Source organism: Xanthomonas euvesicatoria pv. euvesicatoria (assembly GCF_020880415.1).
Taxonomy (GTDB): Bacteria; Pseudomonadota; Gammaproteobacteria; order Xanthomonadales; family Xanthomonadaceae; genus Xanthomonas; species Xanthomonas euvesicatoria.
This window is the reverse complement of sequence record NZ_JAJIUJ010000119.1, coordinates 33,654-57,720: the sequence shown is the minus strand read 5'-3', so window position 1 is coordinate 57,720 and position 24,067 is coordinate 33,654. Positions and strand designations below refer to the sequence as shown.

At 65.4% G+C, this 24,067-nt stretch carries 16 protein-coding genes and 1 pseudogene; 11 read left to right on the top strand and 6 right to left on the bottom strand.

What is annotated here, in order from left to right:
- The first annotated feature begins 133 nt into the window (after positions 1 to 133).
- The 3 genes from gltB to LN450_RS20850 all read left to right on the top strand — a co-directional run bounded on the left by gltB (position 134) and on the right by LN450_RS20850 (position 6,685).
- Positions 134 to 4,606: a glutamate synthase large subunit gene (gltB, locus tag LN450_RS20860; protein WP_011345796.1), complete on the top strand. Its 4,473-nt coding sequence runs from the start codon at positions 134 to 136 to the stop codon at positions 4,604 to 4,606.
- Positions 4,607 to 4,734: 128 nt separating this feature from the next.
- The gene (locus tag LN450_RS20855) at positions 4,735 to 6,216 is read left to right on the top strand and encodes an FAD-dependent oxidoreductase (protein ID WP_011345795.1); all 1,482 of its coding nucleotides are present in this window, start codon (positions 4,735 to 4,737) and stop codon (positions 6,214 to 6,216) included.
- A gap of 40 nt (positions 6,217 to 6,256) precedes the next feature.
- Complete coding sequence (locus tag LN450_RS20850) at positions 6,257 to 6,685, top strand: hypothetical protein (protein WP_074038674.1); 429 nt, start codon at positions 6,257 to 6,259, stop codon at positions 6,683 to 6,685.
- Between the two features lie 722 nt (positions 6,686 to 7,407).
- On the opposite strand, the gene LN450_RS20845 is transcribed toward LN450_RS20850, so the two are convergent.
- On the bottom strand, positions 7,408 to 8,466 hold the full coding sequence (locus tag LN450_RS20845; RefSeq protein ID WP_011345793.1) for an NAD(P)-dependent alcohol dehydrogenase: 1,059 nt from the start codon (positions 8,464 to 8,466) through the stop codon (positions 7,408 to 7,410).
- 310 nt (positions 8,467 to 8,776) lie between these two features.
- On the opposite strand from LN450_RS20845, the gene LN450_RS20840 reads away from it, so the two are divergent.
- From LN450_RS20840 to LN450_RS20820, 5 genes and pseudogenes are all read left to right on the top strand, one after another.
- Positions 8,777 to 9,850, top strand: coding sequence for a glycoside hydrolase family 5 protein (locus tag LN450_RS20840; RefSeq protein WP_011345792.1), 1,074 nt, complete (start codon positions 8,777 to 8,779; stop codon positions 9,848 to 9,850).
- A 233-nt stretch (positions 9,851 to 10,083) separates the two neighbouring features.
- Positions 10,084 to 10,485 (top strand): annotated as a pseudogene (locus LN450_RS23375) (hypothetical protein); the annotation flags it as partial.
- A gap of 132 nt (positions 10,486 to 10,617) precedes the next feature.
- Positions 10,618 to 11,670, top strand: coding sequence for a glycoside hydrolase family 5 protein (locus tag LN450_RS20830; RefSeq protein WP_011345790.1), 1,053 nt, complete (start codon positions 10,618 to 10,620; stop codon positions 11,668 to 11,670).
- Between the two features lie 629 nt (positions 11,671 to 12,299).
- Positions 12,300 to 13,433, top strand: a complete 1,134-nt coding sequence (locus LN450_RS20825; RefSeq protein WP_011345788.1) for a glycoside hydrolase family 5 protein — start codon at positions 12,300 to 12,302, stop codon at positions 13,431 to 13,433.
- Positions 13,434 to 13,727: 294 nt separating this feature from the next.
- Positions 13,728 to 14,171: a PepSY domain-containing protein gene (locus LN450_RS20820; protein ID WP_011345787.1), complete on the top strand. Its 444-nt coding sequence runs from the start codon at positions 13,728 to 13,730 to the stop codon at positions 14,169 to 14,171.
- A 324-nt stretch (positions 14,172 to 14,495) separates the two neighbouring features.
- On the opposite strand, the gene LN450_RS20815 is transcribed toward LN450_RS20820, so the two are convergent.
- On the bottom strand, positions 14,496 to 16,292 hold the full coding sequence (locus LN450_RS20815; protein WP_011345786.1) for a M28 family metallopeptidase: 1,797 nt from the start codon (positions 16,290 to 16,292) through the stop codon (positions 14,496 to 14,498).
- 161 nt (positions 16,293 to 16,453) lie between these two features.
- The gene (locus tag LN450_RS20810; RefSeq protein ID WP_003482163.1) at positions 16,454 to 17,110 is read right to left on the bottom strand and encodes a DUF4097 family beta strand repeat-containing protein; all 657 of its coding nucleotides are present in this window, start codon (positions 17,108 to 17,110) and stop codon (positions 16,454 to 16,456) included.
- A gap of 97 nt (positions 17,111 to 17,207) precedes the next feature.
- Here LN450_RS20810 and LN450_RS20805 point away from each other — a divergent pair, with 97 nt between their 5' ends.
- Complete coding sequence (locus tag LN450_RS20805) at positions 17,208 to 18,506, top strand: murein hydrolase activator EnvC family protein (protein WP_170808603.1); 1,299 nt, start codon at positions 17,208 to 17,210, stop codon at positions 18,504 to 18,506.
- 104 nt (positions 18,507 to 18,610) lie between these two features.
- Positions 18,611 to 20,140, top strand: coding sequence for a S41 family peptidase (locus LN450_RS20800; RefSeq protein ID WP_011345785.1), 1,530 nt, complete (start codon positions 18,611 to 18,613; stop codon positions 20,138 to 20,140).
- 166 nt (positions 20,141 to 20,306) lie between these two features.
- Here LN450_RS20800 and LN450_RS20795 read toward each other — a convergent pair whose 3' ends face one another.
- The 3 genes from LN450_RS20795 to LN450_RS20785 all read right to left on the bottom strand — a co-directional run bounded on the left by LN450_RS20795 (position 20,307) and on the right by LN450_RS20785 (position 22,420).
- Complete coding sequence (locus LN450_RS20795) at positions 20,307 to 21,299, bottom strand: D-2-hydroxyacid dehydrogenase family protein (protein WP_011345784.1); 993 nt, start codon at positions 21,297 to 21,299, stop codon at positions 20,307 to 20,309.
- Complete coding sequence (locus LN450_RS20790; RefSeq protein ID WP_008572943.1) at positions 21,299 to 21,619, bottom strand: DUF1820 family protein; 321 nt, start codon at positions 21,617 to 21,619, stop codon at positions 21,299 to 21,301. The genes LN450_RS20795 and LN450_RS20790 overlap by 1 nt, the downstream gene beginning before the upstream one ends.
- A 108-nt stretch (positions 21,620 to 21,727) precedes the next feature.
- Positions 21,728 to 22,420: a rhomboid family intramembrane serine protease gene (locus LN450_RS20785; protein ID WP_003482177.1), complete on the bottom strand. Its 693-nt coding sequence runs from the start codon at positions 22,418 to 22,420 to the stop codon at positions 21,728 to 21,730.
- A gap of 218 nt (positions 22,421 to 22,638) precedes the next feature.
- On the opposite strand from LN450_RS20785, the gene LN450_RS20780 reads away from it, so the two are divergent.
- Positions 22,639 to 23,979 carry an outer membrane protein transport protein gene (locus LN450_RS20780; RefSeq protein WP_011345782.1) on the top strand — a complete coding sequence of 447 codons (1,341 nt, stop codon included), beginning with the start codon at positions 22,639 to 22,641 and terminating at the stop codon, positions 23,977 to 23,979.
- The last annotated feature ends 88 nt before the right edge of the window (positions 23,980 to 24,067 follow it).

Here is a 24,067-nt window from a genome sequence, read left to right as displayed (position 1 = left end):
TGCAGCTGTAACGGTGTATTGCGGCACCGCATCAACTGTGGTCTAGTCGATCATCCGGTGACCTCTTCGAACGCTCCACGGATCGAGCGCTGCGACGTCGTCGCCGCTCTCCTAAGATCGCAAAGAGGCAGACATGGCCCCCCGCACTCGCCAAGGGCTCAACGACTACGGTCTCTACAACAGCGTGCGCGACGAGCGCGACGCGTGTGGTTTTGGCATGGTCGCCCAGTTGGACGACCAACCCTCCCGCGCGCTGGTGGATACCGCGATTGCGGCGCTCTCGCGCATGACCCACCGCGGCGGTGTCGCCGCCGACGGGCTCACCGGCGATGGCTGCGGCCTGCTGATTCGCAAACCCGATGCATTCCTGCGCGGGCTCGCGCGCGATGCCGGCATCCCCCTGGGCACGCGCTACGCGGCCGGTGTGGTGTTCCTGCCGCTGGACGAAAGTGAGGCCGCGCGATGTCGCGCCGAACTGGAAGCGCAGCTGCAGGCCGCCGGCGTGCAGCTGCGCGGCTGGCGCGTGGTGCCCACCGACGACAGCGTGTGCGGCCAGCTGGCGCGCGACACCTTGCCGCGCATCGAGCAGCTATTCGTCGATGCCGGTGCGGAGCAGACCGAAGACGGCTTTACCCTGGCGCTGTTCCTGGCGCGCCGTCGCGCCGAGCAGCAGCTGCAGGGCGTGCCGGACTTCTACGTCACCACCCTCTCGCCCAACGGCATCAGCTACAAGGGCATGGTGCTGCCGGACAAGCTGAGCACGTTCTACCCGGATCTGCAGCGCAGCGACCTGTCCTCCAGCGCAATTGTCTTTCACCAGCGCTTTTCCACCAACACGCTGCCGCGCTGGCCGTTGGCGCACCCGTTCCGGCTGCTCGCGCACAACGGGGAAATCAACACCATCGAAGGCAACCGGCGCTGGGCGCAGGCGCGCAGCAAGGTGTGGCAGACCCCGCGCTTTGACATTGCCGAATTCGATCCGGTGATCTCCATGCACGGCTCCGATTCGCAGAGCCTGGACAACATGCTGGAGCTGCTGATCGCCGGTGGCATGGACCTGCTGCAGGCGCTGCGCATCCTGGTGCCGCCGGCGACCCAGTCGCTGGAGTTCAAGGACGCCGACCTGGCCGCGTTCTACGAGTTCTACGGCCTCAATACCGAACCCTGGGACGGCCCGGCCGGCATCGTGGCCTGCGACAGCCGCTACGCGGCCTGCATGCTCGACCGCAACGGCCTGCGCCCGGCGCGCTGGATGCTGACTTCCGACCGCCACTTCCTGGTCGCTTCCGAAGCCGGCGTGTGGGAATTGCCGGCCGAGCGCATCACCCGCAAGGGCAAGCTGGGCCCGGGCGAGATGATGGCGATCGACCTCAAGCGCGGCGACCTGCTCGATTCCGATGCCATCGACCGCATCAACCGCGCGCGCGCCCCGTACAAGCAATGGCTGCAGCAGGGCGTGACCTACCTGCAGACCGAGTTGATCGACCCCTCGCTGGTGGAAGAACCCTTCAGCGAGCAGACCCTGCGCAGCTATCACAAGCTGTTCCAGCTCAGCACCGAGGAAGTGGAACAGGTGCTGCGCCCGCTGGCCGAGACCGAGCAGGAAGCCACCGGCTCGATGGGCGACGACACCCCGATGGCGGTGCTCAGCCGCCAGACCCGGCCACTGTACGACTACTTCCGCCAGGCGTTCGCGCAGGTCACCAACCCGCCGATCGACCCGCTGCGCGAAGGCATCGCGATGTCGCTCACCACCCAGCTCGGCAGGGAGACCAATATCTTCCATGCCGGTGCGGAGACGGTGAACCACGTCATCCTCAACTCGCCGGTGCTCAGCCAGCGCAAGCTGCGCCAGCTGCTGAAGATGGAGCAGTACGTCGAGCGCAACCGCCTGATCGACCTGTCCTACAGCCTGGAAGAAGGCCTCAAGGCCGGGCTGGAGCGCATCTGCCAGGAGGTGGAAGCCGCCGCGCGCGACGGCGCGGTGATGCTGCTGCTGTCGGACCGTTACCCGGTGCCGGACCGGCCGATGGCGCATGCGCTGCTGGCCACCGGCGCGGTGCATCACCACCTGTGCAAGGTAGGCCTGCGCTGCGACGTCAACCTGATCATCGAGACCGGCACCGCGCGCGACCCGCACCACATGGCCTGCCTGCTCGGCGTCGGCGCCACCGCGGTGTATCCGTACCTGGCCTACCAGACGCTGTTCGACCTGGGCCGGCGCGGCATCCTGCAACTGAGCAAGGGTGGCGAGCAGTCGCAGATCGGCCGCCGCTACCGCAAAGGCATCTACAAGGGCCTGTCCAAGATCATCTCCAAGATGGGTATCTGCACCATCGCCAGCTATCGCGGTGCGCAGCTGTTCGAGATTGTCGGGCTGGACCCGGATGTGGTGGACCTGTGCTTTGCCGACACCCCGGCGCGCATCGGCGGCGTGGATCTGGCACGGCTGGACACCGAGGCGCGCGAGCTGACCGTGCGCGCCTGGAACGACCAGCTCAAGCCGGAAGTGGGCGGGCTGCTGAAGTACGTGCACGGCGGCGAGTACCACATGTACAACCCCGACGTGGTCATGACGCTGCAGCGCGCCACCCGCACCGGCGATGCCGGCGATTGGCAGAAGTACGTGGACGCGGTGCATGCGCGCCCGGCCTCCACGCTGCGCGACCTGGTGCAGCTCAAGCGTGCCGACACCCCGACGCCACTGGATCAGGTCGCCCCGGCCGAAGATGTGCTGCGGCGCTTCGACAGCGCCGCCATCAGCCTGGGCGCGTTGTCGCCCGAGGCGCACGAAGCGCTGGCCATTGCGATGAACCGCCTGGGCGGGCGCAGCAACTCCGGCGAAGGCGGCGAAGATCCGGCCCGCTACGGCACCGAGAAGCGCTCCAAGATCAAGCAGGTGGCCTCCGGCCGCTTCGGCGTCACCCCGGAATACCTGGTCAATGCCGAGGTGCTGCAGATCAAGGTCGCCCAGGGCGCCAAGCCAGGCGAGGGCGGCCAGCTGCCCGGCCACAAGGTCAACGAACTGATCGCCCGGCTGCGCTACGCCAAGCCCGGCATCGGCCTGATCAGCCCGCCGCCGCATCACGACATCTATTCCATCGAAGACCTGGCGCAGCTGATCTACGACCTCAAGCAGGTCAACCCGACGGCGCTGGTCTCGGTGAAGCTGGTGGCGCATGCCGGCGTCGGCACGATTGCCGCCGGCGTGGTCAAGGCCGGCGCCGATCTGATCACCGTGTCCGGCCATGACGGCGGCACCGGTGCCAGCCCGGTCAGTTCGATCCGCTATGCCGGCGTGCCGTGGGAACTGGGCGTGGCCGAGTCGCACCAGGCGCTGGTGGCCAACGATCTGCGCGAGCGCACCATTCTGCAGACCGATGGCGGCCTGAAGACCGGCCTGGACGTGGTCAAGGCCGCGCTGCTCGGCGCCGACAGCTTCGGCTTCGGCACCGCGCCGATGATCGTGCTGGGCTGCAAGTACCTGCGCATCTGCCACCTCAACAACTGCGCCACCGGCGTGGCCACCCAGGACGAGCGCCTGCGCGCCGGCTACTTCACCGGCCTGCCGGAGCGGGTGGAGCACTTCTTCCGCCTGCTGGCCGAAGAAGTGCGCCAGTGGCTGTCGTACCTGGGCGTGCGCTCGCTGGACGAGATCGTCGGCCGCACCGACCTGCTGGAACAGCTGGAGGTTTCGCCGCGCCCCGGCGTCAAGGTCGACCTCTCGCGCCTGCTGACGCATGCCCGCTACGACGGCAGCCACTGCGCCGCCCAGCGCCTGTACGAATCGCCGGACAGCCTGGCCACGCAGATGGATGGCCTGCTCGCCGATGCAATCGCCAACAAGCGCGGTGGCGACCATCGCTTCCTGATCCACAACACCGACCGCTCGATCGGCGCACGCCTGTCCGGCGCCATCGCGCGCGTGCACGGCAACCACGGCATGAGCGATGCGCCCTTGAATCTGCGCTTCCGCGGCACCGCCGGGCAGAGCTTCGGCGCGTTCAACGCCGGTGGCCTGCAGCTGGAGTTGGAAGGCGAAGCCAACGACTACGTCGGCAAGGGCATGGCCGGCGGGCGATTGGTGGTGCGTCCGCCGCGCGGCGCGCGCTTCGAGGCACGCAACACGCCGATCGTCGGCAACACCTGCCTGTACGGCGCCACCGGCGGCGAGCTGTTCGCGGCCGGGCGGGCGGGCGAGCGCTTTGCGGTGCGCAACTCCGGCGCGCTGGCGGTGGTGGAAGGCGCCGGCGACCACTGCTGCGAATACATGACCGATGGCATCGTGCTGGTGCTGGGCAAGGTGGGCCTGAACTTCGGCGCCGGCTTCACCGGTGGCCTGGCCTACGTGCTGGATATCGAACGCGACTTCGTGGACCGCTACAACCACGAGCTCATCGACATCCACCGCGTCTCGGCCGAAGGCTTCGAGAACCATCGCCAGCATCTGCATACGCTGATCAGCCGCCACCGCGAGCTGACCGGCAGCATCTGGGCGCAGCAGATCCTGGACGAGTTCCGCGACTACATCGGCAAGTTCTGGCTGGTCAAACCCAAGGCCGCCAGCATCGAGTCGCTGACGGAGTCGCTCAGGCGGGCGGCGTAGCCGCCGCCGGGAATCGAGAATAGGGAATCGGGAATTGTAAAACCGGTTCCCCGACCCTCTTCCCGTTCGTCGCGACCCGCTTTTCCGATTCTCCATTCCCCATTCCCCATTCTCGATTCCCAGCGTCTATGAGCCGCAAGCAAGCCTTCCAATTCCTCGACCTGCCCCGGACCATGCCCACGCGCATTCCGGTGGAACTGCGCACCTCCGGCGACTGGGGCGAGTTGTACGGCAAGTTCGACAAGGCCGATGCGCAATACCAGGCCGGCCGTTGCCTGGACTGCGGCAATCCGTATTGCAGCTGGAAATGCCCGGTACACAACGCCATCCCGCAGTGGCTGCAGCTGGTGCAGGAAAACCGCATCGAGGAAGCCGCCGCGCTATGCCATTCCACCAACCCGCTGCCGGAAGTGTGCGGGCGGGTGTGTCCGCAGGACCGCCTGTGCGAAGGCAGCTGCACGCTGGAGGAATTCGGCGCAGTCACCATCGGCGCGGTGGAGAAGTACATCGTCGACACCGCCTTCAAGATGGGCTGGCGCCCGGACCTGGGCAACGTGCAGCCGACCGGCCACCGCGTGGCGGTGATCGGCGCCGGCCCGGCTGGGCTGGCGTGTGCGGACCGGCTGGCGCGTGCCGGCATCGAGGCGGTGGTCTACGACCGCTATGAGCAGATCGGCGGGCTGCTGCAGTTCGGCATCCCCAGCTTCAAGCTGGACAAGTCGGTGATCGGCAAGCGCCGCGAGATCCTCGAAGGCATGGGCGTGCAGTTCCGCCTGGGCGTGGAGATCGGTAAGGACGTCAGCATCGAGCAGTTGCTGGGCGAATACGATGCGGTGTTCTTAGGGACCGGCGCCTATCGCTACACCGACGGCGGCCTGCCCGGGCAAGACCTGAAGAACGTGCTGCCGGCGCTGCCGTTCCTGGTGCAGAACAGCCGCATCGTCAGCGGCAACGACCCGCACGGCCGGCCGATCGCCGGCTGGGAAGACCAGCTCGCCCTGCCCGACCTCAGCGGCAAGCGCGTGGTGGTGCTGGGCGGCGGCGATACCGGCATGGACTGCGTGCGCAGCGCCATTCGCCTGGGCGCGGCCAAGGTCACCTGCGCCTACCGCCGCGACGAAGCCAGCATGCCCGGCTCGGCGCGCGAGGTGGCCAACGCGCGCGAAGAAGGCGTGCGCTTTTTGTTCAACCGCCAGCCGCTGTCGATCGAATCCGGCGCCGACGACGAAGCCATCGGCGTGACCGTGGTGGAAACCAGATTAGGTGAGCCCGATGCCAGCGGCCGCCGCAATGCCGTGCCGGTGGAAGGCAGCGAATCGCTGCTGGAAGCGGACGTGGTGATCATCGCCTTCGGCTTCTCGCCCACCCTGCCCGATTGGTTGGCCTCGCAAGGCGTGGAAGCCGGCAGCAACGGCCGCATTGTCGCCCCGGCCGACTGCAACGGCCGCCTGCCCTACCAGACCAGCAACCCCCGCCTGTTCGCCGGCGGCGACTGCGTGCGCGGTGCGGACCTGGTGGTCACCGCAGTGGCCGAAGGCCGCGATGCGGCGGGAAGCATCGTGCAGCTGCTGGGGGTGAACGCGCAGGTCAAGGAGCCGGCTGCGGCGTGAGGGCGTGAGGGCGTGAGGGCGTGAGCGTATGCTACGCGCCATGGCCAATTCCACCACAAATCTAGACAAGGCATCAAAGCGCGTCGCCTGGTGCTGCGCGCTTGTCACTGCCGCATGCACTGCGATAGCTGTCGACTGGTCCTTCTTCGCAACAACAGGCCAGGTGTTGATAGCGCTCCTTCTATTTGGAGTTACGGCGTTGCTTGGAGTAACTCCGTACGCCATTTATTCTTTTTTCTTGCCAATATCAAACGCAGGCCCGGCACAGAAGCTGTTTGTGTTGTGCACTCTCATCGCACTTTCACTCGTGCCAAACGCGTGGTGGATTGCAACAACTGCCCGCACCGATGGCTGGAACTTTTTCATCGTTCCGGTGCTGCAGATCTTTTATCTTCTCATTATCGTTCCTTTCATTATCGTGCTCACGCATGCTCTTTGGCGCAGATTGGATCGCAGGCGCTACAACTAGCAACTAAGCTAAGCAGACGCCCGCTCCTGACGAAATTCGATTTATGCTCACATGCGTGGATGTGGATAGCTGTATTTCCATCTTGGTTAAGGTAATGAGATCGCATCCGCGCCAGACGTAAATGTCCGTCTGAGTGCATTGTGCCGAGACGATTCAATCTTATTTGCTGATCCACAGAAGGATCGCATCATTGGAGCTACAGCCTAATGGGAATTTCGTCGCCAACTTACGTCTTGGCCGTTGCCATACCTCCAATGATGTGGGTCGCTTATCGGTTCTTCTGGAAACGGTATGCCAAGCCGAAAATTCGCTCTCGCCTTGTCCTTGGCAGTGTGTTGTCATTCTGCCTGGGTGTAATCCCGGCATTGATGGTCTGGCAGGCATTGGTAGCCGGTACGGTGCCTTGTAGAAACTGTGCCGCTGGGCTTTTTGCCGCTTCTCACGATCCGTTTCAGTATTGGCTGACGGTCCTAGTTCTGTATGCGGCAGCGATCATGTGCCTAGCGGGCTTTGTTTTCTCCATTGTTTCAATCATGCGCTGGTCACGACATCAACATTGACAAGACGTTTGCGCATCAAATCCGCTAGCACGACGTAATGCATAACCTGCGCTTGCAGATCTGTCATTTGCGTCGTCTCCTTTCTCGCCAGTGGCACGTCGCTGCGCGACACCGCTTGCGTTCGACGACGCAAGCGGTGGCATCCCTCACCTGGATAGGCGATCAGGCCGCCTTATCCAGCGTGGCCATATCGATCACAAAGCGGTACTTCACGTCGCTCTTGAGCATGCGCTCGTAGGCCTCGTTGATCTGGTCGGCGCGGATGGTTTCGATGTCCGAGACGATGTTGTGCTTGGCGCAGAAATCCAGCATTTCCTGGGTCTGGCGGATGCCGCCGATCAGCGAGCCGGCCAGGGTGCGGCGCTTCATCACCAGGTTGAACACCGCCGGCGACGGGTGCGACTGCTCGGGCACGCCTACCAGCACCATGGCGCCGTCGCGCTTGAGCGCGTTGAGGAACGGGTCCAAGTTGTGCGGCGCGGCCACGGTGTTGAGGATGAAATCCAGGGTGTTGTACTGCGCAGCCATCTGCGCTTCGTCCTTGGAAATCACCACTTCGCTGGCGCCCAGGCGCATCGCATCGGCGCGCTTGCTCTCGGAGGTGGTGAACAGCACCACGGTGGCGCCCATCGCCTTGGCGATCTTCACCGCCATGTGGCCCAGGCCGCCCAGGCCGACCACGCCCACCTTCTGGCCCGGACCCACCTTCCAGTGTGCCAGCGGCGAATAGGTGGTGATGCCGGCGCACAGCAACGGTGCCACCGCGGCCAGGTTGTCGCTGTGGGTGATGCGCAGCACGTATTTCTGGTCGACCACGATATGGTCGGAATAGCCGCCGTAGGTGTTCTCGCCGCCACCGAACATCGGGCCGTTATAGGTGCCGGTGAATCCCTGCTCGCAATACTGTTCTTCGCCTTCCTGGCAGGAGGCGCAGCTGCGGCAGCTGTCGACCATGCAACCGACACCGGCCAGGTCGCCGACCTTGAAACCGGTGACCGCATTGCCGACGGCGGTCACGCGGCCGACGATCTCGTGGCCGGGCACCGAGGGGTAAAGCGTGTTGTGCCATTCGTTGCGTGCGGTATGCAGGTCCGAGTGACACACGCCGCAGTAGGCGATGTCGATCTGCACGTCGTGGGGGCCGGGCGCGCGGCGTTCGAACACGAACGGGGCAAGTGGTTGATCGGCGGCCTGGGCAGCGTAGGCGTGGGCTGTGCTCATGGGAAAACTCCGGGGGGGTGTTGCGTCGTCGGCAAGGCGCGCCAACAACGGGAAGAAAGGGTCGGTAGCTTAAAACGCGCGGATGTCGCACTCCTGCGACAGTGCGTCTTACCTGGTCTCTTGCGAACGCGAGCGCAGCGGCATGATGCGCCTTGCGCGTGTTCGCACGCGGTCAAATCCGCGCCATGCGCGTGAATGGCGCACTAACGTGCGAGCTCCCAGACTCACGCAGCAGCAGATGGCGCTGCACCATCTGCGCTGGCCGTGCCCTCCCCCGCGGCCGCCCACGTCGATGCCGAAGGAGACTCCCATGTTCCGCACTCCCCCGCACTTTCCCCGCTTGCGCATCGCCGCGCTCGCGTTGACCTTGCTCGCCGCCACCCCACTGGTCCAGGCCAAGGAGCCGCCCGGCCCGAAGAAGGACACCGCCGGCCTGAAGTATGTCGGAGTCAATCTGTCCGGCGCCGAGTTCAACTCGCGCAAGAAGCCCGGCACCTTGTTCAAGGATTACACCTACCCTGCCGCCTCGGATTTCAGCTATTTCGCCGGCAAAGGCATGAATACGATCCGCCTGCCGTTTCTGTGGGAACGCGTGCAGCCCGAGCTCAATGGTCAGCTGGACCAGGCCCAATTGGGCTTGATCAAGAAGTCGCTTGAAGCAGCCAAGGCCAACAAGCAATACCTGATCCTGGATCTGCACAACTACGCCACGTACAACGGCAAGCGCATCGGCACCAGCGATGTGCCGGCCGGCGCGTTGGCCGATCTGTGGCGCCGGCTGGCGCTGGAGTTCAAGGACGACAAGGCGGTGATCTTCGGGCTGATGAACGAGCCCAATGGCATTTCCGCACCCGACTGGGCCAATGCCGCGCAGGGGACGATCAACGCGATCCGCAAGACCGGCGCGAAGAACCTGATCCTGGTGCCGGGCACCGCCTACACCGGCGCACACAGCTGGCGCAGCACCAGCTACGGCGTCTCCAACGCAAAGGCGCTGGAAATCCTCAAGGACTCGGGCAACAACCTGGCCTTCGAAGCGCATCAGTACCTGGACAAGGACTACAGCGGCACCAAGCCGGTGTGCACCAGCGACTCGGTAGGCCAAGAAAAGCTGCAGGGCTTCACTTCGTGGTTGCGCGAGAACAAGCAGAAGGGTTTTCTGGGCGAATTCGCCACGGCCAACAATCCGGTCTGCGACAAGGCGCTGGAAGGCATGCTGACCTACATGGAAAAGAACAGCGACGTGTGGCTGGGCTGGACCTGGTGGGCGGCGGGCGCCTGGTGGAAGCCGGACTATCCCTTCAACGTGCAACCGGGCAAGGACGGCAGCGACAAGCCGCAGATGGCGATCCTGAGCAAGTACGCACGCCGCGCCGGCAAGTAAGCAGCGGCGCAGCCAGAGGTGGTCGCAACCAGTGTTGCGGCCACTTTTTTGTCATTGCCGCAGCGCGTGGGGCCGCCTGCTTCGGAGAAGGGCAGACCGCCGCTGGCTCGCTGCGGGCAGCAGAAGGCAGAGGCAATCGCGCGCCAGCTCACGCGCTGCGTGTTGCCGATGTGCGCTGTTCGATGACATGCAACAGCCCGGTATCGAGCGCTGGCCATATCGTCCATGCGCTGGTGCAACTTGCAGTGCGAGGCTGCCGTCTCGGCGACGCCCTGATGCGACGCCTGCGCGCCACGATGCATGGACGACGCGCGAGCGATCTCATCCAATCCGCGCTATCGCGTCGACGTCCGCACTAAACCTGCGCACTGTCTGCCGCTGTGGCTGGCATTGCCCGGCGACAGCATCGCCAATCAGGCAACCCATCGTGATGGACAGATAGGCGCTGCAGCGCAAAGGCATTGCACGAATGCAGCTGCATTCGCCCGCGATGTACAGCACGCCATCGCGCAGGCGATGCGCGCCACTGTTTGAAGCGTGTGCAAACGGTGCGGTACGTTCGCGCCATGCGTGCGCGCTCTAACACAAGAACTGCGGGTCACTGCACAGCTTGGCCGATTGATCCCTCTCAACCGTGGTTTGTGCGGGCGTATACGCCTAGTCTGGTGATGGACGCGTTGCTGTCTTACATCGAACGAGCTCATACCCGCATCAGCGCGCCGTCCTTGCACAGGTCTTTCGCACGCAGAAGTCTCAGGAGTTCCCCCATGAAATCCCTCACCACGCGTACGCGCCGGCCGCGTTGCCGCGCGCTGTCTTTGCTATTGCTTGCCCTCATGCCGCTCGCGCAGGCGCAAAGCACTTCCGGCCTGAAGTATGCAGGCATCAATCTATCCGGCGCCGAGATCAAATCCTCGCAAAAACCCGGCGTGCTCAACATCGGTTATCACTATCCGGCGGCCGACGAATACGCCTACTTCGCCGGCAAGCACATGAACACGGTTCGCCTGCCGATCCTGTGGGAACGGCTGCAGCCAAAAGCGGGCGGCGAGCTGGATCCGGCGCAGCTGGCGTTGATCCGGCAGGCGGTCGCCAACGCCAAGGCGGCCAACATGTACGTGATCGTGGATGTGCACAACTACGCCAAGTATTACGGCCACACCATCGGCAGCACGAAAGTGCCGATCAGCACCTTCAACGATCTATGGCGACGGCTGGCGATCGCGTTCAAGAGCGACAACGCCGTGATCTTCGGGCTGATGAACGAGCCTTACGACATCGATCCGCAAGCGTGGGCAAGAGCCGCGCAGGCGTCGATCGACACCATTCGTAAAACCGGTGCAAACAATCTGATTCTGGTGCCGGGTGCGTTATGGACAGGCGCGCATAGCTGGTACTCCACAGTGGCCGGGCAATCCAATGCAGTGGCGATGGCATCCATTCGCGACCCGCTCAATCGGTATGCCATCGAAGCGCATCAATATCTGGATGCCGATTCCAGCGGCACCAGCGGCGGGTGCGTCAGTGCCACGATCGGGGTCGAGCGCCTGCGTAGCTTCACCGAATGGCTGCGCCTGAACAAAAAACGCGGGTTTCTTGCCGAATTCGGTACCGGCAACACGGCCACCTGCAATCTCGCGCTCAACGGCATGCTGGGCTACATGGAATCCAACAGCGATGTGTGGATGGGCTGGTCCTGGTGGGCGGCAGGCGCGTGGTGGAGCAGGGCGTATCCGTTCAACGTGCAACCGGATGCGCAGGGGCGCGACAAGCCGCAGATGTCGATATTGGGCCCACGTGCGCGCCGGATTACCGATTAAGCGCGACCAACGCGCCTAGCAAATAGTCGTCAGCTGGGCGCGGATGGCACGCAAACCACACCGTAGATGTGTCCACGCAAACGCCTGCGGCGCCCGCCTGACGCCCGCGCGCAGGTGCTTTCGCTGCTGTTCGCAACGACAGCGCCAGTGCAGGCACGTGCGGGCGCCGCAGGCAATCGTCATCACACGTCGCTCTTCCATCCGGTAGCGAGCGCGCTTTCTACCGGGCTGAGCATTGCCGCGATTGGCCACTTTTCCTGGTCTTTTCGCGGAAAGATCGAGGCAGCCTATGCCTGCAACCTCGGTGGCACTTCAATGCGGCATGGCGTCATGGACATGACGTCATGCCACTGACGGCAGGCGCTTCCATACGACGCAAAGTCGACAGCACGGACGAACCCGTGCCGCACTTGCGCAAATACCGGCCCATATCTCGCGCTTTTGTGCGGCCTATCAATCTCGACAACGCGCCTTGCGGAGTGTGACTGCGATGCAGTTCGCATATTGGCGCTGAACTGGCCACCGGCAGCAATTGGGCACGGCTGATGCATTGACTTAGACCGATGCAGTGCATCGCGCGTAACGCGCATGCACTTACCTGCATCGCCCCCCGTCTGAGGAGTTGTGTCATGTCTGCTGTCTGCTTTTCGTTGCGCGCGCTACTGCGCTCTACGCTGCTTTTCATCGTGTTCGGGAGCCTGTCGCTGGCCCACGCGCAGACGCGCGCGCTCACTTATGCCGGCGTCAATCTGTCAGGTGCCGAGTACGCATCTTCCAAGAAGCCCGGAGTCCTCAACAAGGACTATATGTACCCCGCGACCAACGATTACACCTATTTCGCCGGTGTCGGCATGAATACCATCCGCCTGCCCATCCTGTGGGAGCGGCTGCAGCCCACCGCGAACGGCGAACTGGACCCGGCACAGCTCGCGTTGCTGCAGCAGGCGGTGGCACGCGCCAAGGCAGCCGGTATGTATCTGCTCATCGATATCCACAACTACGCCAAGTATTACGGCTACAAGATCGGCGGCCCGGAAGTACCGGTGGCCACGTTTACCGATCTCTGGCGTCGTCTGGCACTGGCATTCAACAGCGACAACGCGGTGATGTTCGGGCTGATGAATGAGCCCAACAATATTTCGGCCAGCGAATGGGCCGGCGCAGCGCAGGCCGCCATCGATGCCATCCGCAGGACCGGTGCCAATAACCTGATCCTGGTGCCCGGCGCATTGTGGACCGGCGCGCACAGTTGGTATTCCCCCACGAACGATGGCTATTCCAACGCCACCGCGCTGACCGCCATCTACGACCCGCTCAATCGCTACGCCTTCGAAGTGCACCAGTATCTGGATGCCGATTCCAGCGGCACCAGCAGCACCTGTGTCAGCAGCACCATCGGCGCCGAGCGCCTGCGCAACTTCACGCAGTGGCTGCGCACCAACCGCAAGCGCGGCTTTCTGGGCGAATTCGGCACCGCCAACAATGCGGTGTGCAACCAGGCGCTGCAAGGCATGTTGGCACACATGGAAACCAATGCAGACGTGTGGCTGGGCTGGACCTGGTGGGCGGCCGGTTCGTGGTGGAACCTCAGTTACGCGTACAACGTGCACCCCAACAAGGACGGCACCGACAAGCCGCAGATGGCGATCCTGTCGCCACAGGCCGCACTCGCCACGCGTGCACCGGTTGCGACTGCCGTGGCGCGCAGCTCCGCTGCATCGACCTCGGCAACAAGCACATCCGCTGCACGCACGACACGCTGATGCGAAGCAAAGCCGCCGCAAGGCGGCTTTTCCAGCGCACGCAGCGCGCGCGAGCACACGGCGTCGGCAAGGTGAGAAGCACACGCACGTTGCTGCGATTGCGATCGTGGATAACACACGATGCGTGCTCAGCCGCGACATCCGCGTCGATGTAAACATCGCGTGCATCGCAGGTGAGCAAGCACCTCGGCGTTTCAGCTAACTGAACTTTCGTTGCGGCCGCTTGCCCGTTTTTCACCTGATGGCGATAGGCCGCCCTCCAGCATGAGCGCACTTCACTGCAGGAGCATTCCCATGACACAGCGATTGATGAAGACCGCACTGATCGGCGCCCTTGCCTTGCTGTCGCAGGGTGCGTTGGCACAGGCGGCCGACAAGCCGGCCAAGGCGCTCACCTCCGGTGAGGTCACCAGCATGCTCACCGCAAAGGGCTACACCAAGGTGCACGACGTCAAGTTCGAGCATGGCGTCTGGACGGCAGACGCGCGTAGCGGCGACGGCAAGGACGTGGACGTGCACATCGATCCGGTGACCGGCCGCGTCTATGGCGACCAGACCACCTCCAAGCTCAGCGAAGCCGACGTGCGCGCATCGCTCTCCACCGGCGGCTATGCCGATGTGCACGACCTCAAGTTCAAGGATGGCCTGTGGAAGGCCGATGCCAAGCGCAACGGGCAGAAAGTCGAACTGCACGTGGATCCGGAAGACGGTCACGTGGTGAGCGTGGAGAACGATTGAGTGGCGCACGTCTCGTTCGTCTGCCAGGCGGGTAGGGTAGATCGAGCGTCGCAGAGAATGCGCGATTGCCGCATGGCCATGCGTCCCATCCATGGGCTGAGATGTAAGGTCAGTGCAGCAGGCCCCTGATCGCGCAAGATCGCAGCTGCACGATGTGGCGTGGCTGATCGCCAGAGGCCTCATATGAGGCAACAATGCAAAAGGCCTCCGGTGGGAGGCCTTTTGCGTAACAGATTGGTTTCCAGCGATGGTCGCGCAAGGCAGGCCGCTGATGCAGTCGTGCCACACCGTGCCACACCGTGCGGCAATGACGGCGCGGCAGCCTCAGCGTGGAGATTGGGCCTTGTGCGTCTGCGTGGCCGCGCTGTCAGCGTCGGCCGGCTGCGCGGTCGCCGCGCTCGCGCCAGGCTTGCCGGCCATCATGCGATCGCGCGCGGCCTTGAACGGGTTGCCGGGGTACCAGTTGGGCCAACGTTCGCCGGCAGCGACCTCCTTGCCCACGCCATAGACCACCTGCAGGTCTTCGATGGTTCCATCGAGCTTCCAGGTGGAGGCGTCGTATTCGTCGCCCGGGGCGTGATAACGATGGCGTCCGTAGTCCTCGGCCGCGGCACGTCCGGCGGCAGTGCCGCCCTCGCGCAGGTCTTCGCCGCCATCGGCATACAACGCCGGCACGCCGGCCTTGGCGAAGTTGAAGTGATCCGAGCGGAAGTACGAGCCGCTTTGCGGGGTGGCTTCTGCGTGCAGGGTGCGCCCCTGCATGGCAGCGATCGGCTTGAGGATGTCCTCCAGCTCCGAGCTGCCCATGCCCACCACGGTGACATCGCGTGCGCGCCCGGCCACCGACATCGCATCCAGATTGATCACCGCCGCGATCTTGTCCAGCGGGAAGCTCGGGTTGGCCACGTAATACTTGGAACCGAGCAGGCCCGATTCTTCCAGCGTGACCGCCAGGAACACCACCGAGCGCGCCGGCTTGGGATCCTGGTGCGCGAATGCATCGGCGATTTCCAGGATGCCGGCCACGCCGGTGGCGTTGTCCACCGCGCCGTTGTAGATGTTGTCGCCGCGTTCGCCCGGATGCTTGCCCAGGTGGTCCCAGTGCGCCATGTACAGCACCGCCTCGTCGGCGTGGCTGGTGCCCGGCAGCACGCCGACCACGTTGCGCGAGGTCTTGGCCGCGATGGTGCTCTTGAGATCGACCGACCAGCTGGCCTTCAACGGCACCGGCTTGAAGCCGCGCTTGCTGGCGTCCTTGTAGGCCTGCGCCAGGTCCAACCCGGCGTTGGCGAACAATTGCTTGGCGGTTTCGGCGCTGATCCAGCCCTGCACCGGCAGGCGCGGGTCGGGGTCGTCCTTGGCCGGCAAGTCGTATTGCGGGCCGGACCAGGAATTTTTCACCACGTCCCAGCCGTAGCTGGCGCCGGGCGTGTCGTGCACGATCAACGCCGCAGCCGCGCCCTTGCGTGCGGCTTCTTCGAACTTGTAGGTCCAGCGCCCGTAGTAGGTCATGCGCTTGCCATCGAACAACTTGGCATCGTCGGTGTGGAAGCCCGGGTCGTTGACGAACATCACCACCGTCTTGCCCTTCCACTCCTGGCCGGCATAGTCGTTCCACTGCTGCTCGGGTGCGTCCACGCCGTATCCGACGAACACCAGCTCGCTGTTGTCCAGCTTGACCTCGGCCTGGCCGGTGCGCGTGCCGACCACGATGTCGGTGCCGAAGGCGAGTGTGCGGGTCTGCTCGCCGCTGCGCAGGCTCGGCGCGGTGGATGCATCGGCGGTGGTTTCCACCATCGGCACTTCCTGGAACCAGCTGTCGCCATTGCCCGGCTGCAGCCCGATGCGCTGCATCTGGTCGCGGATGTAGGTCACGGTCTTTTCTTCGCCCGGCGTCCCCGGGCCGCGGCCTTCGAAGTCGTCCGACGCCAGTGTCTTGACCAGTTCGGCGAAGTCGCCCGTGGTCATTTCCGGGGAGAAGGTGTGGCGGCTGACCGGCGCGGTGGGCGCGCGCTCGGTCGGCGTCTGCGCGGCAGGCGCGCCGGGCGCAGCGGCGGGTTCGCGTTTGCAGCCGGCCAGGGCCAGCGTCGCGGCCAGGCACAACAGGATCTTGCGGGGCATCGGAACTCCTCGTGCGGCGGAATCCCGATCTTAGAGCGTGCGTCGGACGGCGGGGTGAGCGCGCGGCTGCGTGTGCTGCGGTTGCATGGCGGGCCGGGCAGGGCGCCTGGAGCGGGCGCCCTGGATCCGGCGCACGCACCGGCAGGTGCGTGCTGCGTCGGTCAGTCCTTCGGTGCGACGTCGCTATCGAAGCTGCGCGCGGTGGCGCCGCTCACCGCGCCGATCTTGGCGCTGCGGTGCACGTACAGGTTGACCTCGCGCTCGAAGTGCAACGGCCCATCGACCACCGCATCCGGGCCGATCACCACGCGCGGCTTGCGCGAGGGCTGGAACGAAAAACCGAAGCTCGGCTTGCTCACTTCGATGCCACCGCGCACGTGCGAGCCCACCCCGACAGTGATGTCGCCGTTGACCGTTTCGATGCCCTTGCCGAGCTCGGTTCCCACCAGCCCGATGCTGCCATTGACCGTTTCCACGCCGCCGCTGATCTGGCTGCCACGCTCGGCCAGGATGCTGCCGTTGACCGTCTCCAGCCCGCCGGACACGGTGACTTTCTGGCCCAGCGTGATCGAGCCGTTGACCGTTTCCACGCCACCGGTTCGCGCGTTGTCGCCGATGCGGATGCCGCCATTGACGGTTTCCACGTTCTTGGTTTGCGCACCGGCACCGATCTCGATGGAGCCGTTGACCGTTTCCAGGGCGCCGTAGGTCTTGCCGGCATCTGCGCTGATCTTGCCGTTGACCTTGCTGACGTCCTCATCGGCCCAGGCGCTCGTGCAGACCAGGGACAGTGCCAGGAGGAGAATTTGGGGCTTCATGCTGAACCTCGCGCGGCGGCGGTAGTCTGGGGCGTGGCGGCGATCACATCATGCTTGGCTACAATCGCGCACCTGCCTGAAGTCACTGGATCTTTCGTTGCCCCCTTCGTCCGCACCGCTGCCGCGCCTGCCGCTCGCTCCCGCCACCGGCCGTGGGCGGATGTGGCTGGCGGCGGGTGTGCTGGCCTGCACGTTGCTGGGCAGCGTGGGCGCAAGCGCGCAGAGCCAGCGCGAGACCGAGCGCAAACTGCAGCAGCTGCGCGATGAGCTCAAGACCATCAGCGCCGATCGGCGCGAACTGGAAGGCAAACGCGGCACTGCTGCGCAACAGCTACGCCAGGCCGACGAGAAAGTGGCCAAGACCGCACGCGCCTTGAGCGAAACCGAAGCGGCGATGCGCGCGCAGGAACAGCATCTGTCCACCCTGCAGCAGGAACGCGCGCAGTTGCAGCGCGGCCTGCAGAGCCAGCGCACGCAGCTGGCAGCATTGTTGCGCGCTGCCGATCAGGTGGGCCGCAATGCACCGTTGAAGGTGCTGCTGTCGCAGGACACGGTGGGCGATGCCACGCGCATGCTGGCCGATCACCGCTATGTGCAAAACGCACGTGCGCAACGCATCCACGCCCTGACCACGCAACTGGATACCCTGGCGAAAGTGGAACAGGACATCGCCACCCGGCGCCAGGCGCTGGATGCCGCACGCGCGCAGCAGAAGGCGCAGGCGGCCACGCTGCAGAAGGACCGCTCGCAACAGGCGGCCACCGTCGCGCAGCTGGACGATCGCTACAAGCAGCGCGCCGAGCGCGAAAAGGCAATCGGCCAGGACGCCAAGGCGCTGGAACAACTGCTCGCCAATCTGCGCGCAGCGGCCGCCAAGGCCGAAGCCGAACGGCGCGCTGCCGCAAAACGCGCTGCCGCCGAAGCCGCCGCGCAGGCCAAACGCAGCAAAACCGAGCGTTCCGATCGCCCCGGCAAGACCCCGCCCAAGGTGGTCGCCAACGCACCGGCCCCCAAGGTCGGTGGGCTCAGCTGGCCAGTGGCGGGCAATCTGCTGGCGCGCTTCAACGCCACCTTGCCCGATGGCCACACCAGCAAGGGCGTGCTGATCGGCGCGCCTAAGGGCACCACCGTGACCGCAGTGGCCGATGGCACGGTGGTGTTTTCCGACTGGATGACCGGCTACGGCATGATCCTGATCGTGGACCACGGCAACGGCTACATGAGCCTGTATGCGCATAACGACACCTTGCTGCGCGATGCCGGCGCATCGATCAAACGTGGCGACGCGGTCGCCAAGGTCGGCAGTTCGGGCGGGCAGGGCGTGCCGGCGCTGTACTTCGAATTGCGACGCAACGGGCAGCCGGTGGATCCATCGAGCTGGCTGCAACGCCGCTGAGCGCCGCGCACCGCCCGCGATTCAACGCGGATTTACCGCTGCTTCGCGCATAATCCGGTCAGCTCCGCGCTGCGGGGCGCCTTATCTCTTTGTCGGAGTGCTTCATGCGCGTAGCCGTCCTGTCCGTTGCCCTGTCGCTGGCCCTGTTCGCGTCGCCTGGTTGGGCGCAGAAGGCCGGCCCCGCCGCCGCCCAGGCCAGCGCGGACGATCCGGAAGCCAATGAAGCCGCTGTTTCCAAGGTGCCGCTGGATGAGATCCGCCGTTTCGTGGCGGTCTACAACGCGGTCAAGCAGGCCTACGTCGACCCGGTCGAAGACAAGAAGCTGATGCACTCCGCCGTGCGCGGCCTGCTCTCGGACCTGGACCCGCACAGCACCTATTTCGACAAGGAAGATGCCGAAGCCTTCGACGAACAGGCCACCGGCGCCTACGACGGCATCGGCGTGGAATTGCTACAGCAGCAGGACAACACCCTCAAGGTGATCGCGCCGATCGACGACACCCCGGCCGCGCGCGCCGGCATCCGCGCCGGCGATGTGATCGTGGCCATCGACGGCAAGCCGATCGATGCCAGCAAGGCGATGGAGCCGCTGCGCGGCGAATCCGGCAGCAAGGTCGTGTTGACCATCATGCGCGACAAGACGCCCAAGCCGTTCGATGTGACCCTTCAGCGCGAAACCATCCGCGTGGCCAGCGTGCGCAGCAAGCTGCTGGAGCCGGGCTACGGCTACATCCGCATCAGCACCTTCCAGGCCGACACCGGTGCCGATTTCCAGAAGAACCTCAAGCAGCTGCAGGCCGGCGGCAAGTTGCGCGGGCTGGTGCTGGACCTGCGCAGCAACCCCGGCGGTCTGCTGACCTCGGCGGTGCAGGTGGCCGACGATCTGCTGGACAAGGGCAATATCGTCAGCACGCGCGGGCGCATCTCGATCAGCGATGCCAAGTTCGACGCCACTCCGGGCGATCTGCTGAGCGGCGCACCGGTGGTGGTGCTGGTGGATGCCGGTTCGGCCAGTGCGTCGGAAGTGCTGGCCGGCGCGCTGCGCGATAACAAGCGCGCACGCATCATCGGCAGTCGCACCTTCGGCAAGGGCTCGGTGCAGACCGTGCTGCCGCTGGATAACGGCGACTCGGTCAAGCTCACCACCGCGCGCTATTACACCCCCAGCGGCAAGTCGATCCAGGCCAGCGGCATCATGCCGGACGTACTGCTCACCCCCGAACCGCAGCCCGGCGATGCCGATGTGCCGGCCAGCCTGACCGACTACAGCGAAGCCACCTTGCCGGGCCACCTGCGCGGCGACGACGAAGGCGAAGAGGGCTACAGCGCCGGCGACGTGCTGCCGGGCGACGGCCCGATCGCCGAAGCCCTGGCCGAACTCAAGCAACCCGGCTCCGTCGCCAAGGCGCAGGCTGCACGCAAAGCCAAGGCGCAGGCCGCGCAGAAGGCCAAGCCAGCCAAGACCGGTGCCGATCCCAAGCCCGCCGCAGCGCGCCCGGCGACCACGGACAAGCCCACATCGGCCGAACCGGCAGGCAAGGCCAAGCCGGCCACTGCACCCGCAGCGCCAGCCGAACCGGTGCAGCCGGCGCCGCCAAAGGACACGCCAGCGTCCACCGAACCGGCCAACTGAGAGCGGCCCATGCAACGTCGTGGCCCGTCGTCAGGCGGGTTTGGTCGTCTCGCAGAGGATTGGTGTGGGAGTGGTGCATGCGGCACCCAACATCAATCGCCGCTCACCTGGCAGCAGCGCGCGCGGCTGGTCGGCTGCTTGCAAGCCGCGTTGACCCAGCGGGGAATCACACCCGCTGGGTTGTGGCCAACACCTCAGGATTGACCAGGTTGCGCGGTGTGCCCGCCGCGAACGCCAGCACGTTGTCGAACGCCGCGGCGAAATACAGCGCGTAGCTGTCGCGCTCCACGTACCCTAGATGCGGTGTCGCCAGCACGCGCGCATGCCGCAGCAGCGGATCGCGCGGGTCCAGCACCGGCTCGTGCTCGAACACATCCAGCGCGGCCTGCGCCGGCCGGCCCGCGTCCAACGCAGCGAGCAGGGCGCCAGGGGCGATCAACTCGGCACGGCTGGTGTTGACCAGCAACGCGTCGGCGCGCATGCGCGCCAGATCCTGTGCGGTGATGTCATGACGTGTCTGCGCAGTCAGGCGCCGATGCAGCGACAGCACGTCGCTGCGTTCGAACAGTTCCTCGCGGCTGCCCGCAACCGCGAACCCATCGCGCGCTGCCTGCGCACAGGATGCCGGCCCGCCCCACACCAGCACCTGCATGCCGAACGCGCGCCCGAAGCTGGCCACGCGTTGGCCAATCCGCCCATAACTCCAAATCCCCAGCGTGCGCCCATGCAGCACGCGGCCCAGGCCGGGATCGCCAAGCGCCTGCCAGCGTCCCTGCTGCAATGCATGCTGGTAGTCGGTCAGCCGACGGCTGGCCGACAGGATCAGCGCCCAGGTCAGCTCGGCCGGCGCCACCGGCGAGCCGACGCCTTCGGCCACCGCCACACCCGATGCGGTGCACGCCGCCACATCCACATGCGCGCCAACGCGCCCGGTCTGGCTGATCAGTTTCAACCGCGGCAGCCGTTGCAGCAGCGCCGCATCCACGCGCGTGCGTTCGCGGATCAATACCAATGCGTCGGCGTCGGCCAGAGATGCGGCACGCGCGTCGAGCTCCGCGCCCAACGCGCCCAGCACCTGCACCGGGTGGCCCTGCATCTGCTGCAGGCAGGGCAGCTGAGCGACGGCGCCCTGGTAGTCGTCGGGCACCACAATGCGCATCAGCGTGGCTTGATCGGCGAGGGAAACGGGGTGACCACCTTGTCGCCGGTGGTGGCATCGCGAATCACCGACTGGCCTTTTTTCTCCACTTCTTCGATCCGCACGATGCTCTGCATCGGCAGGTGCAAGGTCTTGGTATTGCCGAATTCCTCGCGCAGGCGTTCTTCGGTGGGGTCTACCACCAGCCCGTCGTGCACGTCGAACACCAGCTCGCCGATCTGGTTGAAGCCCCACAGATGGCTGCCGGTGACCTCACGCGCGTAGAGCTCATACACCTTGCCGTGATTGAGGAAGGTGACTTTGTACAGAGACTTGGACATGCACACGATTATAGGCGCGCGCCTGGACAGCGACGTGCGCAGCATCGTGCCGGTACCTCGGCCACGCATGGGGTGCGGCCTGCCGCTACAGCCCGGATGCTGCGCGGCTCAGAAACCGTGGCGCTTGCGCAGCCGCCGCGCGATTGCCGCGCGCACGTACAGGCCGTACACGATGCCGAACACGAAGCCGGCGATGTGTGCCGACCACGCCACCATGCCGAACGCCGGGCCGATATAGGCGAACACCACCTGCAGCAGTGCCCAGGCGCCGATCAATAGCGGCGCCGGCACACGAATGAATTCCAGAAACACGCCCAGCGGCAGCACCACGCCCAGCTTGGCGCCCGGAAACAGCGCCAGATACGTGCCGATCAACGCCGACACCGCACCCGAGGCGCCGATGATCACCCGGTCCGGCGTGCCGATGGCAAAGATCGCCGCCAGGTTGGAGGCCGCGCCGCCGACCAGAAACAGCAGCAACAACCGCCACGGGCCCAGGATGCGTTCGGCCGGCAGCCCGAAGATCAGCAGGAACACCAGGTTGCCGAGCAGATGCGACCAGTCCGCGTGCAGGAACAGCGCCGTGAACAGGCGCAGCACGCTGCCGTCGCGCAAGGTGGCCCACCAGTCGCCCAGATTGGAGACCCCGCTGGAGAGCGCGCCCCAGTCCAGCCACAACGTATTGCGCGCCTCGCCCGGCCGGCTGATCGACCACAGATACGCCAGCCACACCGTGGCGAACAGCAACGGCACTGCCCAGCGCGGGGTGGGTTTCTTGCGGGAAGGAAGAGAGACGAACATCGGACGGCGACAATAGCCGGTCCACGCTGCTGAACCCAGCCCTAACCTGACGGCACGTTCAGCGCGCGCCTCGTTATTGTTCGGTTAATCGTCATGGGTATACTGCGTACGGCGTCGTATGTCGGGGGGGGGTCTCCGGCGCGCTCCGGGCACTGGATTGGTGCTGGACGCGGGCGCTGAACCGACCATTGCAGTCCTTATCCGGAGAGCTACAACTTATGTCTACCGCTTCCACTCTCAGCCGCGCCACCCTGTTGGCCGTCGGTATCGCTGGCGTGCTGGCCGTTGGTCAGGCGCACGGCGCCGCGTTCCAGCTGAAGGAAAACAGCGCCAAGGGCCTTGGCCGCGCATTCGCAGGTTCGGGCAGCGCCCCGGATGATGCCTCCATCATCGCCAACAACCCGGCAGGCATGCGCCAGCTGGACGGTCGCCTGTTCCAGGCCGACGTCAGCGCCATCAGCTTCTCGGCCAAGTTCCAGCCCGACACCGCGGCCTACGCCAACGGCGCTCCGGTCTCCGGCGGCAACGGCGGCGACGCCGGCATGATCGCGCCGGTCCCGGCGATGTACTTCCACGTGCCGTTCGGCGAGAACGACAACATGCACCTGGGCACCTCGCTGACCGTGCCGTTCGGCTTCAAGACCGAATACGACCGCGACTGGGTCGGCCGCTACCACGGCACCAAGACCGAGCTGCAGGCGATCGACTTCAACGTCGCGTTCTCCTATGACGTGAACCCGTACGTGTCCTTCGGTGCCTCGGTGTTCGCCGAGCGTCTGGATATCGACCTGGCCAACGCCGTGGATTTCGGCAGCGTGCTGGCTGCGCGCCGCGTGCCGGGCTTCGCGCCGGGCAGCGCCGATGGCTACTCGCGCATCAAGGGCGACAGCACCGAAGTGGGCTTCACCCTGGGCGGCTTGTTCAGCATCGACGAGAACACCCACATCGGCTTCAGCTACCGCTCGCAGGTGGAACACAAGATCACCGACGGCACCGCCGACTTCACCGTGCCGGGCAGTGCTGCCGCCGTGCTGGGCGTAGCCGCGCCGGGTACCTTCGTCGACACCAAGGGCCGCGCCACCGTCAAGCTGCCGGCCAGCGCCACCGCCAGCTTCACGCATAACGTGAACGAGCAGTGGTCGATCATGGCCGACGTCACCCGCACCGCCTGGAGCAAGTTCGACCAGGTCACCGTGGACTTCGCCTCCAACCAGCCCGATAGCGTGCTGGACTTCTCCTACCGCGACACCACCTTCGCCTCGATCGGTGCCGACTACCGCATGAGCGACACGGTGACCCTGCGCGGCGGCCTGGCGTACGACCAGACCCCGACCACGGCCGAACACCGCGACGTGCGCGTGCCGGACGCGAGCCGCAAGTGGGTTTCGCTGGGTATGAGCTGGCGTCCGTCGGCGCAGACCGAGTACAACTTCGGCTACACCCACCTGTTCACCAGCGACCCGACCAGCGACACCCGCAGCGCCACCGGCGACCGTCTGGCCGGCAGCTACGACGTGAAGGGCGACGTGCTGGCCGCTTCGATCAACTACAAGTTCTGATCGCCGCAGCACGCGTTGCGTGACGAAAAACTCCGCTTCGGCGGGGTTTTTCTTTGGCGCCTTGCATGCTCCACCCACGACACGGGCA

Bases quoted from the DNA above. Each gene is read 5' to 3' on its own strand.
- gltB (WP_011345796.1), top strand. From the start codon at position 134: ATGGCCCCCCGCACTCGCCAAGGGCTCAACGACTACGGTCTCTACAAC.
- LN450_RS20855 (WP_011345795.1), top strand. From the start codon at position 4,735: ATGAGCCGCAAGCAAGCCTTCCAATTCCTCGACCTGCCCCGGACCATG.
- LN450_RS20850 (WP_074038674.1), top strand. From the start codon at position 6,257: ATGGCCAATTCCACCACAAATCTAGACAAGGCATCAAAGCGCGTCGCC.
- LN450_RS20845 (WP_011345793.1), bottom strand. From the start codon at position 8,466: ATGAGCACAGCCCACGCCTACGCTGCCCAGGCCGCCGATCAACCACTT.
- LN450_RS20840 (WP_011345792.1), top strand. From the start codon at position 8,777: ATGTTCCGCACTCCCCCGCACTTTCCCCGCTTGCGCATCGCCGCGCTC.
- LN450_RS20830 (WP_011345790.1), top strand. From the start codon at position 10,618: ATGAAATCCCTCACCACGCGTACGCGCCGGCCGCGTTGCCGCGCGCTG.
- LN450_RS20825 (WP_011345788.1), top strand. From the start codon at position 12,300: ATGTCTGCTGTCTGCTTTTCGTTGCGCGCGCTACTGCGCTCTACGCTG.
- LN450_RS20820 (WP_011345787.1), top strand. From the start codon at position 13,728: ATGACACAGCGATTGATGAAGACCGCACTGATCGGCGCCCTTGCCTTG.
- LN450_RS20815 (WP_011345786.1), bottom strand. From the start codon at position 16,292: ATGCCCCGCAAGATCCTGTTGTGCCTGGCCGCGACGCTGGCCCTGGCC.
- LN450_RS20810 (WP_003482163.1), bottom strand. From the start codon at position 17,110: ATGAAGCCCCAAATTCTCCTCCTGGCACTGTCCCTGGTCTGCACGAGC.
- LN450_RS20800 (WP_011345785.1), top strand. From the start codon at position 18,611: ATGCGCGTAGCCGTCCTGTCCGTTGCCCTGTCGCTGGCCCTGTTCGCG.
- LN450_RS20795 (WP_011345784.1), bottom strand. From the start codon at position 21,299: ATGCGCATTGTGGTGCCCGACGACTACCAGGGCGCCGTCGCTCAGCTG.
- LN450_RS20790 (WP_008572943.1), bottom strand. From the start codon at position 21,619: ATGTCCAAGTCTCTGTACAAAGTCACCTTCCTCAATCACGGCAAGGTG.
- LN450_RS20785 (WP_003482177.1), bottom strand. From the start codon at position 22,420: ATGTTCGTCTCTCTTCCTTCCCGCAAGAAACCCACCCCGCGCTGGGCA.
- LN450_RS20780 (WP_011345782.1), top strand. From the start codon at position 22,639: ATGTCTACCGCTTCCACTCTCAGCCGCGCCACCCTGTTGGCCGTCGGT.